Annotated in this window: 12 protein-coding genes; 6 read left to right on the top strand and 6 right to left on the bottom strand. The window is 46.2% G+C overall.

The features are described 5' to 3' along the window. Nucleotides 1–74 precede the first annotated feature (74 nt). The gene (locus CBX96_RS16310) at nucleotides 75–1,964 is read right to left on the bottom strand and encodes a lysophospholipid acyltransferase family protein (protein WP_181382222.1); all 1,890 of its coding nucleotides are present in this window, start codon (nucleotides 1,962–1,964) and stop codon (nucleotides 75–77) included. A 2-nt stretch (nucleotides 1,965–1,966) separates the two neighbouring features. Further along, nucleotides 1,967–3,049, bottom strand: a complete 1,083-nt coding sequence (locus CBX96_RS16305; protein ID WP_109287393.1) for a UDP-2,3-diacylglucosamine diphosphatase — start codon at nucleotides 3,047–3,049, stop codon at nucleotides 1,967–1,969. Nucleotides 3,050–3,408: 359 nt separating this feature from the next. Here CBX96_RS16305 and CBX96_RS16300 point away from each other — a divergent pair, with 359 nt between their 5' ends. From CBX96_RS16300 to CBX96_RS16285, 4 genes are all read left to right on the top strand, one after another. Beyond that, the gene (locus tag CBX96_RS16300; protein WP_109287392.1) at nucleotides 3,409–4,386 is read left to right on the top strand and encodes a transposase; all 978 of its coding nucleotides are present in this window, start codon (nucleotides 3,409–3,411) and stop codon (nucleotides 4,384–4,386) included. A gap of 592 nt (nucleotides 4,387–4,978) precedes the next feature. Next, nucleotides 4,979–5,890 (top strand): restriction endonuclease, encoded by a 912-nt coding sequence (locus CBX96_RS16295; RefSeq protein ID WP_109287391.1) that lies wholly within the window; start codon nucleotides 4,979–4,981, stop codon nucleotides 5,888–5,890. Nucleotides 5,891–6,016: 126 nt separating this feature from the next. Then, on the top strand, nucleotides 6,017–6,649 hold the full coding sequence (locus CBX96_RS16290) for an HNH endonuclease (RefSeq protein WP_109287390.1): 633 nt from the start codon (nucleotides 6,017–6,019) through the stop codon (nucleotides 6,647–6,649). 266 nt (nucleotides 6,650–6,915) lie between these two features. Continuing rightward, on the top strand, nucleotides 6,916–7,950 hold the full coding sequence (locus CBX96_RS16285; RefSeq protein ID WP_109287389.1) for a transposase: 1,035 nt from the start codon (nucleotides 6,916–6,918) through the stop codon (nucleotides 7,948–7,950). Nucleotides 7,951–8,309: 359 nt separating this feature from the next. Here the strand turns inward: CBX96_RS16285 and CBX96_RS16280 are convergent, their stop codons facing one another. Further along, nucleotides 8,310–9,668: a YjiH family protein gene (locus CBX96_RS16280; protein WP_109287388.1), complete on the bottom strand. Its 1,359-nt coding sequence runs from the start codon at nucleotides 9,666–9,668 to the stop codon at nucleotides 8,310–8,312. Between the two features lie 703 nt (nucleotides 9,669–10,371). Between CBX96_RS16280 and CBX96_RS16275 the strand changes: the two genes are divergently transcribed. After that, nucleotides 10,372–11,079 (top strand): DUF998 domain-containing protein, encoded by a 708-nt coding sequence (locus tag CBX96_RS16275; protein ID WP_109287387.1) that lies wholly within the window; start codon nucleotides 10,372–10,374, stop codon nucleotides 11,077–11,079. 29 nt (nucleotides 11,080–11,108) lie between these two features. Here CBX96_RS16275 and CBX96_RS16270 read toward each other — a convergent pair whose 3' ends face one another. Both CBX96_RS16270 and CBX96_RS16265 read right to left on the bottom strand, forming a co-directional pair. After that, nucleotides 11,109–11,978: a U32 family peptidase gene (locus CBX96_RS16270; RefSeq protein ID WP_109287386.1), complete on the bottom strand. Its 870-nt coding sequence runs from the start codon at nucleotides 11,976–11,978 to the stop codon at nucleotides 11,109–11,111. 30 nt (nucleotides 11,979–12,008) lie between these two features. Continuing rightward, nucleotides 12,009–13,010 carry a peptidase U32 family protein gene (locus tag CBX96_RS16265; RefSeq protein WP_109287385.1) on the bottom strand — a complete coding sequence of 334 codons (1,002 nt, stop codon included), beginning with the start codon at nucleotides 13,008–13,010 and terminating at the stop codon, nucleotides 12,009–12,011. A 138-nt stretch (nucleotides 13,011–13,148) separates the two neighbouring features. Here CBX96_RS16265 and CBX96_RS16260 point away from each other — a divergent pair, with 138 nt between their 5' ends. Next, complete coding sequence (locus CBX96_RS16260; RefSeq protein WP_109287384.1) at nucleotides 13,149–13,685, top strand: SCP2 domain-containing protein; 537 nt, start codon at nucleotides 13,149–13,151, stop codon at nucleotides 13,683–13,685. 85 nt (nucleotides 13,686–13,770) lie between these two features. Here the strand turns inward: CBX96_RS16260 and CBX96_RS16255 are convergent, their stop codons facing one another. Beyond that, on the bottom strand, nucleotides 13,771–14,022 hold the full coding sequence (locus CBX96_RS16255) for a YfhL family 4Fe-4S dicluster ferredoxin (RefSeq protein ID WP_011621854.1): 252 nt from the start codon (nucleotides 14,020–14,022) through the stop codon (nucleotides 13,771–13,773). Nucleotides 14,023–14,024 lie beyond the last annotated feature (2 nt).

Raw genomic sequence — 14,024 nt, 5'->3', positions numbered from 1 at the left:
GTTAATACACTGTATTACAGATACTTATAACAGACCGATGTTTATTTAGCCAATGTATTAGGGCGGATTTGTGCCTAATCCTGTTCGTCGGTTTCGTCCTCTGCCATCAAGGGGTTGCGTAAGTATTCGGGTAAATGGGCGCCGATATAACGCTGGTACTTTTTCCCCTTCAGTTTATGGGTATCGACCAAGACTAAGCCATCGACACAGTCGCCAAAATCGGCATCGATCCCGAAGGCGAGAAACTTCACCCCATCCTGCTTACACAGCTCGCCATACTGCTTGTACAGGGTTGGTACCGCGGCGCCCATACTCGCCAGCATTTGTTTGAGTTGCTTAAAGTGGCTTTGGTAATCCTCGCCCGAATAGAGTTCATCCAACTGCAACTTGCGCTGCTTGGATAGCCCAAAGGGCGACATGGATACCGCAAGCTGCTGTGCTGGCGCAAACTCCTTGGAGTAGAAATGCACTAACATCTCCCGCGCGCTGCCAGGCAGTTGATTGCTGATGGACACTGGGCCAAATAGGTAGCGATATTCGGGATGTTTGGCGAGGAAGGCGCCAATACCAAACCAGAGGTAGTCGAGACTGCGTTTGCCCCAATATTTGGGCTGCACAAAGCTGCGGCCAAGTTCTAAGCCTTGTTTTACAAAGGGCATAAAGCCGTCGGCATATTGGAACAGGGATTGGCTATAGAGGGCGTTGTCGCCGTAGCGATTTAGCACTTGCTCGCCGCTAGCGAAACGATAGGCGCCGACAATTTCAAACTGCTCTTTATCCCACAGCACCAGATGTTGGTAGTAGGAATCATATTTATCGATATCGCGGCGTTTGCCCGTGCCTTCGCCGACGGCGCGAAAGGCGATTTCCCGCAGGCGCCCAATTTCGCGCATGATGGGGTTACTGTCCTGATGCTGATACAAATAAATCAGCTTGTTATCTTGGGTTTCGCCGAGGAGTTCACATTGTTGCAGCGCCGCCTGTAGCTCTCGACGCGACTCAGGGTGGGCGATGGCGCTTTGGGTGATAAACAGCGGGTCTTTATCTTTACCGATGCGATACAGGTGATTTTTAAGCAGTTTTATCTTGGTCTTTAGCGGGAAATCCATCGAGCGCACGGCTTCATTCGGGATAAGCTCGCCAATACGAATGGGCATATTGCGCTTGGCCTGTTTAAACATCTCCTTGACCAATAGCAATGTGGCTAAGGGTTTGTAAATCATCGAGGCGCCGTAGAAGGTGGCCGAGTTTTTGGCATCCAAAAAAATCGGCAGCAGCGGCGCATTACAGGAAATCGCCATCTTCAAAAAGCCCGAGTGCCACTGGGTATCGCGCACGCCGCTCGGGCGCAGGCGTGAGACTTCCCCCGACGGGAAAATCAGTACCGCGCCTTCATTACGCAGATGCTGGTGGATTTTTTCGAGGTGCTGTTTCGGCGTGCCGCCCGTCATATTGCGCACTGGCAGTAGGATTGAATGCAAAGGTTCGAGCGCCATCAGGAGCTCGTTCGCCACAACCTTGATATCGGGGCGAATTTCGCTGACGAGTTTAATCAGGGCGAGGGCATCGAGGGAGCCAATCGGATGATTGGCGAAGATCACCACGCGGCCCTCGCAGGGAATATTTTCGACCTCGTTGGCGGGCACGGTAAAGCTAAAATCGAAGCTGGCGAGCACTTGCTCGACAAAATCGACCCCTTGCAGATAGGCAAACTGATTGGCTATCTCATTACATTGTTTTTCATTCAACAGGTAACGCAGCATGGCCTTAGTCGGCTTGGCTAACCAAGGTTTGTCCTTGAGGGCGGGCAGGTTTTGCTCCACCACATTATCGACGGTAAAGATCATCGAACTGGCTTTTAAGGCGGGCAGTGGCATGGCTGCGTCCTGCGTTAATGCGTTGGCGCTTAATGTGTTAGGGCTTAATGAATCAGTGTTTGGGGTATTAGGAGTTAATGGGTTCATGATTAGGCAACATCCCTTGGTTGGATTTCTGCTTGTTTGGGGCTGTGTGTGGCCGTTTGTGGAATAGGTTTTGGGGCGTTAACAGGCGCTTTGGGTGGCGTTTGCGCCAGCACAATACTGCTCAGAATATCGAGGTTTACGCTTTGCTCGTTCCAGCGGCAGAGCTGTAATTCACCGTTTAAGGTTTCGGTGATCAGGCTGCAGTTTTCGACCCAGTCGCCATCATTGGCATAGATTATCTGGCGCTTATCCGGCGTGTTGTATTGGTTATCTCGAGGGTGAACCGATAACTCTGGCTGGTGGATATGGCCGCAGATGACGCCATCCACATCATAGTGCTGCGCATAATTCACTACGGCCTGGCGAAAACGGGCGATAGCCGTCTGCGCCTTGCCCACGCGGGATTTGATATAGCTGGCGAGTGACCAATACGGGTAGCCTAAACGCTCACGCAGGCGATGGAGATTGCGGTTGAGGAATAGCAACAAGTCGTAGAGATGATCGCCCAAGATGGCGTAGAAGCGGCCAACGCAAACATCGGCATCGAACTGATCGCCATGCAGCATTAACAATTTGTGGCCGCCAATCCCCTGATGAATATGTTGGCGAGCAATCTTGATATTCAGCAGCGTCAGTTCGGCATAGGGCTTGATTAGCTCATCGTGGTTACCCGGCAGATACATCACCTGAGTGCCGTTTTGTGCCAGTTCAATCAGCTTTTGCAATACCTTATTGTGACTCTCGGGCCAGTGCAGGCGGCGTTTTAGCGCCCATAAATCCACAATATCACCGACCAGATACAAGTGCTGACAACGCACGGTATTTAATAGGCTTAACAGATAGTCAGCTTTGCAATCCTTACAACCTAGATGGATATCCGATAGCCAGAGGGCGTTGACTGTGATGGTTTGGTTATTTGCGGCGTTGCTCGCGTTGGCAATATGTGGGGTTGAGAAGGAAGTGTCGTAAACACTGGATGGAGCATTGTTGGAAGAGTTGGAAGGAGTGTTACGGGAAGAGTTGCGGGGAGTCTTAAGTGCGTCGATAAGCGTGCGATCAAGTCCCCTGTAATTAGCTCCAGTCATCTCATATTCACCCTATGCGGCTGTTGACTGCCTTAGAGATTAGTGACGGGCTTTGACTGAATGATGAAGCTTAAGTGACATGCAGATGACAAAAAGGTGGATTAGGCTGGAGTTAACCCAACAAGATTCCGTTCTGGGTGCATTGACTGTCGATAGATTGAGTTAACTCATTTTTGCCCCTTTCCGGGTTACCTGACCGATCGATTGCTGGTTCTGTACGTGAAAAGTTGACCTAATTTTTGTAATGCTAGAAAGGTAAGAAAGGTACCGAAACTTACCGAAACTGGACACCCAACTTTAATAGCGCGGTAGCTAACCTCCGACTATGCTTTGGTTAAGCATTGAACAAGGAGGTTTGTATGCCGCGCCCTCGCAGAACTCAGATAAGTCTTGAAGACACGCCCTATTATCATTGCTGTAGCCGCGTTGTTCGGCGGGCATTTTTATGTGGTGATGATAGTTACTCGGGTAAAAACTATGACCATCGCCGTGATTGGGTAGAGTCATTATTGTTTGAACTTGAAGCGGTTTTTGCCATTGATATCGCGGCCTTTGCGGTGATGTCTAATCATCTGCATGTGGTGCTGCGAGTCGATATCGAGACTGCCAATCGTTGGACAGACCGCGAAGTGATTGAGCAGTGGCATAAGTTGTTTAAAGGCGATGAATTAACGCAAAAATTCGTTAAAGGTGAGTTAGTTGAAGCGCATGAGGTGAGCAGATTAAAGCATTCAATCGCCCTTTATCGCAGTCGATTATGTGATATCTCATGGTTTATGCGCTGCCTCAACGAACCAATTGCAAGACAAGCAAATCAAGAGGATAACTGTACAGGTCGCTTCTGGGAGGGGCGATTTAAATCGCAAGCTCTACTCGATGAAGCTGCGGTATTAGCCTGTATGACTTACGTTGATTTAAATCCGATTCGAGCGCAACTTGCTGATACACCAGAACAATCCGACCATACCAGTATTCAACTGCGTATTCGGGCCGCATTAAAAGGTGAGCAGCCAAGCAATCTCCTGCCGTTTATTGGTAACGAGTGCGACGACCAACCCAATGGCATTGCGTTTTCATTAAAAGATTACCTTCAGTTGGTGGATGATACCGGCCGAATTATTCGCAACGATAAACGTGGATACATCAGTGAAAGTAGTACCAAGATACTGAACAGATTAAATATCCCCCATGACAATTGGCTCAAGCTGACCACCGAGTTTGGCAAGCTATTTCATGGTCCTGTAGGCACATTGCAAGAACTGACCGATTACTGCGAACATCTCGAAAAGCGACGACGGCATTTTGCTAAATGCTGCCAGCACTTTTACAGCAACTGACAACGGCTTATATCATTTCAAAGCCCCATCCAGAACACATCCCAAGCTTTAAGGGATGACTTACCTCGTCTGAAATACACCATTTTAGAAGGAATTAGCGCAATTTATTGCCTTAGATGCTGTCCCTGCGACTTTTGATGACTCCCCACTAAAGTTATTTTAGCTCACACAAGTTGTAGGCAAACATAAAGTGCATTATGTTATTGATTTAAAATGGGTGGCTTGATTTTGAGGACAATTTACCTCGTCTGAAATACCCCATTTTTGAAGGAATTAGCGTAATTTTTTGCCTTAGATGCTGTTCCTGCGACTTTTGATGACTCCCACTCAAGTCATTTTAGCTCACACAAGTTGTAGGTAAACCGAAAGTGCATTATGTTATTGATTTAAAATGGGTGGCTAGATTTATTGGTGTGTTGGTATGGCACCAGATACGGCAATTAAAATTGCAAATAGCCTGAAAGAATTTAAAGGTTACATGCAGCAATGAACAAACCATTTAACAAGCGCAGGTTGGCGGACTGGTTTTCCGCTGCGCTCCAAACCAGCCGCAACTGCGGGCGTTAGGCTACCTTCCCATTAAGGAGTAATAATGAAGTCTGGTACTAAATTTGAAAAACTTACGGAAAAGATATTTGCTCAACTGGTTAAGCAACCAGACTATGAAAAGGTTGAGCATGACATAAAACTTGAAGGTAAAGATGGCCCAAGGCAAATTGATGTTTTAATCACTTCCGAAATCGCAGGAATGAAAATTAAAACCATCATCGAATGTAAGGACTATAAAGGTAAAGTTAGCGTAGGTGTTGTAGACTCACTTCATTCAGTAATGCAAGATGTTAATGCGAACAAAGGGGTATTAGTATCTTCCAATGGATTCTCTTCAACCGCTATAAATAAAGCGAAGCGATTGGGTATTTCACTCTATACTGCTCATGAAGCATTAAGTGAAAAATGGAAGATTGATATTGAGATCCCTGTTTTAGTTACCGAAATATCTTCAGTCAATGCAAATCCGACATTCCAAGCTTTCTTCAACAAAGGAGACCAGATTCATCGAGACGCTATATTCAATGTCAATGATATTGATGTTGTTAAAGCGTTAGCAAACGATTTAAAAAAGCTCTCATCAGATACATTAGCACAATATGAGAAGTCTGAAGAAGGTTACTGTCCAACCGAAATTACTCCTCCATTTTATATTCGTGATATCAATGGTAATAAAAAATCAGTTGATAACTTTCTAATTAACTATGAAATAAAAAAGAAATATTACTTTGGCTACCTAAATGAGCAAAATGATGTTACAGCTTTGCGCGATGTTATAGAAGGCGGCATAAATATTGTTTTTAAAACAGATTTTATTATTGATTATAAAAACACTCTAAAGAGAATAAAAAAAGAAGAAATACCATCTGTTGGTGAAATAAATATAGCGTGTATAACTCAACCAGAGTTTGATGATTATCAAATAAAATCTGTTGAAATATCAAAAATAGGATAGCCTAACAAGAAATTTCAATGGATGCATATAACGTCTGGCATTCTTTGCTTTAAGTTACTTATTCTTTGTAATACCAGTGTTGATGCACCATTGAATTAGACGTTATAACTCAGGGAGATATTGGCGATGCCGTCATGGGAACAAGACATAGTTCAAGCTCTTGAAAATCTAGGCGGAGTTGCCAGTTATGATGACATTTATTCAGAAGTGTCAAAACTAAGAAGTGACCTTCCTAAAACTTGGAAAGCTGTAATTCGCCGTAGAATTCAAGATTTGTCATCAGATTCTGATGGCTTTAAAAACGGTCAAGATCTTTTCTATTCGGTTAATGGCTTAGGCGCAGGAATGTGGGGGCTCAGAAATAAATTATCTTACACCCCTAAAGCAGCAGATTTACCGGCAGGTACCAAAGAACCAGAGCGGGAATATACAACGACATACCGCGTTTTACGTGATACAAACTTAGCTAGAAAATTAAAGTTACTCCACAACAACTCATGTCAAATTTGCGGTCTCCAAATACAGCTATCAAATGATAAATTGTACTCAGAGGCTCACCATATAATTCCATTAGGTGCTCCACACAATGGTTCTGATACACCAGAAAACATAATTGTTTTATGCCCTAATCATCATGTGATGTGCGACTATGGTGCTATCGAGTTAACGCTAAAAGAAATTAAGCAGGTCTCAGCTCATCGTATTTCTCAAAAAAGCATCGATTATCATAACAAGGTAATCCGTGAAGCTGAGTTATAACAAAGCGCTCAAGGGCGGACACACAACGCTTGGCTTGTGCTCGTTCCTCGCTAATTTTAGCCAAGCGTTTTGTGCCGCTTAGCGCGGCGTTAGGCTTCAAGGAGAATATTCGAGCATGGCTCAAATGACAGATTTTGAGGATTTAGTCTCTAAAATAAAAAAAACTCTAATAAAGGGAAAAGCGGGGACAGCCATATCTTTTTGTGTTTTTCAGCACCTTCACCTAGGCTTTAAATTATCCTGATTTTGTCTGTGTGGAGTTTGCTATGACTTCGGCCAGAAGACAGCTAATTGATGCTAATGCAACGCCCTTCTATCATGTGATAAATCGCTGTGTCAGAAGGGCTTTTTTGTGCGGTGAGGATAAGTTTTCAGGGCGCAGTTACGAGCATCGACGTGGCTGGATTGTTGATAAAATCAAAGCCTTGTCTGCGATATTTTGTATCGATATTTGCGCTTATGCGGTGATGAGTAACCATTACCACTTAGTGCTTAAAATAGATGTCGATAAGGCCAAATCGTTAACGCAAAAAGACATTATCAGTCGTTGGTGCCAAATTACTAAAGGTCATGCAATTGCTACTAAGTATATGAATGGTGATGCATTAATCGACGCTGAACGCATGTTGCTCGATGGCTTAATTACCCAGTGGCATGAGCGATTAAGCAGTATCTCCTGGTTTATGCGCTGTTTAAACGAAGAAATTGCCCGTAAGGCTAATCGTGAAGATGAGTGCAAGGGCGCCTTTTGGGAGGGCCGATTTAAGTCGCAAGCGCTGTTAGATGAGCAAGCACTACTGGCCTGTATGATGTATGTGGATTTAAATCCAATCAGAGCAGGCATTGCCGATTCTTTGCAATCCTCTGATTTTACATCGATTCAGGAGCGAATTAACTCGCTAGATTCACCCAAGCGCCCATTAGCTATCTCAACGCCACTAACTGACTCCGCAACCAATCAAGCTCATATTCTTCACAAGTCTCTCGTCCAATTCGATGGCGCAGCTCACCTGAATGAGCAAACTGGTATTCCATTTCATTTTGCCGATTATCTCGAACTGATTGATTGGACAGGCCGCGCCATCCGTCTTGATAAGAAAGGCTATATCGATAATCAGCGGCCGAAACTACTCAATGAATTAGGTATTGCACCCGATGCGTGGCTCACGTCAGCCAAAGAGTTTCGTCGTCAATACAGTGGCATAAGTGGTCGATGGGATAGCATGTGTGCATTTAAAAAGCAGCATAACAGCGGCAAATGGTGTAAAGGAAAAGCCTCAAGCCAAGCGTTACATCCTTAAGTTCATCGCGACTTAGCGTTTGGAATTATTTTTGTTTATCCGAAATGGAGATAGTTTCGCGCAAAACATAGCTCGCTTTTGTCCCTTAGCTTTTTGCGTACATACGACAAATGGGTAGTTAAAATTGGCATTGGGGCACCAGTGACCGTTGGCGACATGGATGTCGCCGTCGAGCCTATAGGGATATATTCACGGCGTGTCACTGGGGAAACAATGGCAATAAATTCGTTGAGCAGATCATATGGCTATTTTGCTTTTATTCTTAAACTGAGTAGTGTGGTTACGAGTGGAGTTTGTACAGTATAAAAAAGGGGAGTCAGTTAATCTGACTCCCCTTGATATTTAAGATGATGTTGCGCTTAGAACAGCAGGTGAGCCACGCCGGCAATCACTGGCAGAGTCACTAAGGTGCGCAGTACGAACACGACAAAAAGCTCAACAAAATTCACTGGGATCTTACTGCCAATCAGCAGCGCGCCCACTTCACTCATGTAAATCAGCTGCGTGACTGATAAGGCGGCAATCACAAAGCGTGTCATATCCGATTCGATAGAGCTGGCTAAAATCGACGGGATAAACATATCGGCAAAGCCGACAACTATGGTTTTAGAGGCTTCGGTCGCTTCGGGGATATGCAGCAGTTCTAGTAACGGAATGAATGGCATACCTAAGTAATTGAAGATAGGCGTATGCTCGGCGATGATCAGCGCCGTGGTACCAATGGCCATTACCACGGGGAGAATGCCAAACACCATATCGATAACGTTTTTAACGCCTTCATTTAAAACGGCTTTTACACCACCAGCACTGGCAGCTTTCTCGAGTGCTTTATCAAAGCCCCAAGAGAGTGCGCCGTGCCCAGCGGGGATCATCTCATCATCGGGTTGACGTGGCGTATCGTCGATATAGTTATCTTTCTTCCACGACAGTGGTGGCAGCTTAGGCACAATCACGGCTGCCGCAAAACCCGCTAAACATACTGTCAGGTAGAAGGGCACAAACATATGCTCTAACTTCACCTGTGAGATCACCACTAAGCTGAAGGTAATAGACACCGCCGAGAAGGTGGTACCGATAACCGCGGCTTCCCTTTGGGTGTAAAAACGCGCTTCGTATTGCTTACTGGTCAGCAAAATCCCAACGCTACCATCACCTAACCAAGAGGCCATACAGTCGATGGCGCTGCGACCCGGCAGGTTAAACACGGGGCGCATTACCTTGGTCAGCAGGGTACCAAATAGCTCTAATAGGCCGAAGTTTAACAGCAGCGGCAGTAACATACCGGCGAAGATAAACACCGAAAAGAGTACGGGTAACAGATCGTTCAGTACTAAGGCGCCAGTGCTCGATGAGTGAATGGCTTCGGGGCCAATGCCTAAGTAGGTTAGTACGATAAAGATGGCGCCGACGACGCGCGTCGCAAGCCACAGCGGGCTGATGTTGAGTAACCCATTGAGGAAGTGATTGTTCAACACAAACTTAGGTTTGAGTAACTTAGTCAGCAACGAAGCCAAGGCCATGGCGACAACTATCACAGTCACGATTAAGGTTAATACATCGCTTAACACGCTTTGCAGCGCTTTAGAGATGATTGCGATAGGGATGGTTATCGCGTCGTTGTAGCTGATAGGGGTCATAAACAACAGCAGACCGATCAGCGAAGGGACGATAAAGGTGAGTATCGTCTTAATGTTGCGGTTTTTATGTTCAGTAGCCAATGGTGTACACCTTAAAGTACGAATCGCACAAATAATCTTGAACAAATTGCCCCTCAAAGCCGCATGTTAGGCGGATATTGGATGCATTTTCATTCAACTCAAAATCGAGAAGGGGGAAGATTACTCGCTTAGCGCCGCCATGTAAAACGATTCGGAAATTTGTTTGAGATAAGCAGCAAAATAGCATAGTTATTTGGGCAATTTCTGAATACTGATCTTGGCGGATTTTGAAGGTTTGTTTTGTTTTTAAATAATAAAATCAATATTTTATGTTGGTCTATTATGGCAGGTTTATCGAGTTGTTTTATTCTTGTTCTTGTTAGCATCTAAGGTCGGTTTTGTGCAAATTTTTTCCTTAGATTCTTCGAATATTCAGCTTTTGTTGTTTTTTTGGTCGTTATAGGTAACGGCACTTCAGTCTTAGCTGATGCAATGTGAGCTAGTTAACATCAATTGTCATGGGTTAGTTAACATCGATTAAAATCCATAATTCACTGAATGACTTGTGCATTTTTATGCGATTTTTACTCGCTATTTGCATATTTGAAATTGAAATATGACTAAGTGTAGGGTTGGCAGGGCAGTGACTAAAAAGTCGTAAATAGTGATGAAATAAAATATTTATCCTAAAGAGGATGAACGCCGCTTTAATTCTTTTCAATTCCATGTAAGTTAGTACTACTTTGGTTAGGCTAAATTATCCATGACTGTTACAAAAATGAATGTCGCGACAAGAGGTTTTGCGCTCGCCACTAAGTTTGGTTTTATTGGTATTTTTGGATTATTGCTCGGGATAGGTGTGGCGGTGTTAGGCTTCGAACACACAGAGACCCGATCCTTCAACTTTTTGAATCATACCTTGAGTGAATTAGGCACCTACGGGCATTCATCCCTGGCGGTAGTGCTCAATGGCGGCTTGTTTTTTGGTAGCTTAAGCATTGTTTTTTATTGCCTTTCATCCTTGCAAACCGTGAGTGGTTTTTGGGGATACCCCTTCTTTTGTGCGCTGGCGCTGACGTTTTTAGCTTTGGCCTGTGTGGGGTTGTTTCCGGTCAATGTGTATCACTTGCATATTCTTGCCCTGAAGTGGTTTTTTTACTTCGGCAGCACAAGTGCAATCTGTTATCTGCTTTGGGCTGGGCTTAATTCACAGAGGCGGCAATCCTTGACGCTATTGTTAGCGCTTGTGGTGTTGCTGAGCATGATGACCTTTCTCTATGCACCGCTATTAGATCTGGGCTTAACCGAGGGCGACAGGCCTTTCTATCAAGAAATGGTGTTGCAACTGCCTAGGCCCGATTTGTGGTGGCCGGCATTGCTGGAGTGGATTGGGCTTGGGAGTTTATTGGGGTGGACGGGGGCGCTGCTGCTCTCACCACAATCACTCGCTCAGGAGCAAGCTCCCGAGTGAGTGATTTTAGTGATTAATCCATAAAGCTATCAGCTTAAGGATTTCAGTCCCGCCTCGCCAAACCAGTAACCGTTACAGTGTTCATCGCTTCGAGGAAACTGAGCATCCGTTGCCCCAGTCTTTAACGCCTCGACCAGTGCATCGGCCTTACTGATGCAGGCTAAGCTGCTGGGTGAAACCCGAAATACATCGACGCCCATTTTTATCATTTCATTGAGTTCGCTGCGCAAATCGACACAGTTGGCCGACTGGGTTTGGATGCCGTTTAACCTGAGCAAAGGTTGCGCCTCTTGCGTCTGTGCCAGTAAGCCCTTGCTGTATTGGCGGCAAACGGTTTCGCAGCTGTCCTTCGACAAGTGTTGATGCCTTGCAGTAAAGCAGCGCGCCGAGTGGGCGAGTGGCAAATAGCCATGGCCGAGCACTTCGACTTCGAATGTGGGCTTGTGCGCGACCACTTGGCTAAGCCAAGTCTTCGACAGTTCTACTGGCATCACAAAGCGCTGCATACCAAAGCGCTGCAAAATATCTAAACTGGCGCGGTTGTAGTTGTTGATACTGGCGCCGCAGACAAAGGGCAGCTTGTGCTCCTTGGCGAGATACACGGCCGCCATATCGTTGGCCTCAATGCTAAATTCGCCATTGTCGACCTGACGTTTAAGCTCAGTGTATTCAGAGGGCGCTTCGATAAGGGCGAGTGTCGACAGCACCACCTCTTTACCCGCAGATTTGAGCATTTTGGCCAGTTCTAGATAGTCGCCAAACTTGAGTTCGCGTCGACGGCTACAAACGGCTTCACCCAAATACACTAACGGGATCTGACAGTTGGCCACCTGCTGGTAAAAGTCGATGACCTGTTGTTTTTCCCAGCAATAGAGCAGTGGGCCGAGGGAAATTTTCATAATCGTTTCTTCTTCTGGTTATCGCTAGGGCTATTGCCAGTCACGCTCGTAGGCGCCTAAGGTGGTAATTTGGCCTTCGGAGACTTTCGCGAGGGCTTGTTCCCAATGGGCCTGAGTCTGGAATTTATCTGGATTATTAAAATAAGTATCAATCGCTTGACGCCAAACCTTGGTCACCTGTTCTACATAGGCAGGGCTGCGCTGACGCCCCTCAATCTTGAGTGACACTATGCCCGCCTTGGCAAGCTCAGGCAGCAAGCTAAGGGTATTTAAACTGGTGGGAGACTCGAGCAGATATTGCGGTTTATCATCGTCTTGGGTGAGATAGCGGCCTTTACAGACCACAGGGTAACCCATTTGCTCATCGAGCCCTGACTTATCAATCAAGACCTCGTTGAGGCGGGTCAATCTGTCTTGGCCCTGTTCCTGCCAGCGCACGTGTTTCGCTGGCGAGCAAGAGCCACCAGTATTTGGCGATTGGCCAGTGACATAGGAGGATAAGTGGCAGCGGCCTTCGGCCATAATGCACAGACTGCCAAAGGCAAAGACCTCTAAATCGACCGGGCTGACCTTGGCGAGGTCGCGCACTTGTTTCATCGACAGTACTCTGGGTAATACCACCCGCGCGATATTAAAAGCCTCTTTATAAAAGCTCAGTGCGCCCAAGTTGGTGGCGCTCGCCTGTACCGATAAATGCAGCGGAATATGCGGATATTGCCTATGGGCATAGTCGAGCAGTGACAGATCGGCGACAATTAAGGCGTCGACGCCAATGTTGGCCGCCAAGTCGATGGCTTGATACCAGCGGTGTTCCTCATTCGGCTTAGGAAAAGTATTCAAGGTGAGGAAGATTTTCTTGCCCCGCTGATGGGTGAGCGTGGCGGCTTCCTGTAATTTTGCGGGGGTGAAGTTTAAGCCCGCGAACGAACGTGCATTGGTATCATCCTTTAACCCAAGGTAGACAGCATCGGCTCCGGCCTGCAGCGCCGACTTTAGCGAGGCCAGGTTTCCTGCTGGACACAACAACTCCATAATGGTGCTCCCGATAAAATAACAGGGGCAGAGTGTAGGGAAGATTGATTGGCGGTGAATTGATTTAAAACAGGTTTAAGATCATAAAATCTCGGTAAACTGGGAGATATAGTGTTTTTTAGCCTTAGGTAACCGCTTATGTCCGCTGTTTTTTCAGCTAATCTTGCAAAACAACTGCTCGAACTCACCCCAAAGCTTATCCGTTTGCCACTCTCCAAAGTGCCCTTTAGCCTTAAGGCCAAGGTGCTTAGTCAACTCCTAACGCAGCTGCTGGCGCCGCAGGCCGAAGATGGCGAGTTAGATTTCTTGGCGGGCAAGTGGGTTGCGATTCGGGTTGAAGATTTAAAACTGTATTTTGAAGTGAGTTTCGATGGCCGCTGGCAGGTGCGTGATCTGACCGATGCCCAGGTCAGCTTTAGTGCCAATTCCGCCGAGCTATTATTGGTCGCTGCGGCAAAAGAAGATCCTGATACGCTGTTTTTCCAACGAAAACTGAGCATCGAAGGCGATACCGAGCTAGGGCTTGAAGTGAAAAACCTGCTGCTCAGTATCGAATTTGCCAGCCTGCCGACACCCATTCGCTTAAGCGTTGAAAAGCTGGCCGATGCCATTGTGCGTTTGCAGCTTGAGGCAAAACCAACGGTGATTTTGGCTAAATCCCCAAGTTTGAGTTAATGCTATCTTGGCTGTAATCAAGTGATAAACAAAGCCCCGCTGATATTGCGGGGCTTTTTGTTTAGCTTGGAAGGCTAGCGCCCACTCAAATTTTTTGCGTGAGTATGGCAAATTTGACCAACAGCTCGTCGTGGGACTCGACGCGGTTAGGGTCGGGGTCAATACAATCAATCGGACAGACGGAGACGCAGGTCGGCTTATCATAGTGGCCTACGCATTCAGTGCAGCGGTCTGGGTCGATTTCATAGATTTCTTCCCCCATGGTGATGGCCTGATTCGGGCATTCAGGTTCACACATGTCGCAATTGATGCAGCTGTCGTCGATCAGTAATGCCATGC

Source organism: Shewanella sp. BC20, assembly GCF_003129585.1.
GTDB lineage: Bacteria > Pseudomonadota > Gammaproteobacteria > Enterobacterales > Shewanellaceae > Shewanella > Shewanella seohaensis.
Note: the sequence above shows the minus strand (reverse complement) of the source record. Positions and strands in the feature narration are given on the sequence as shown.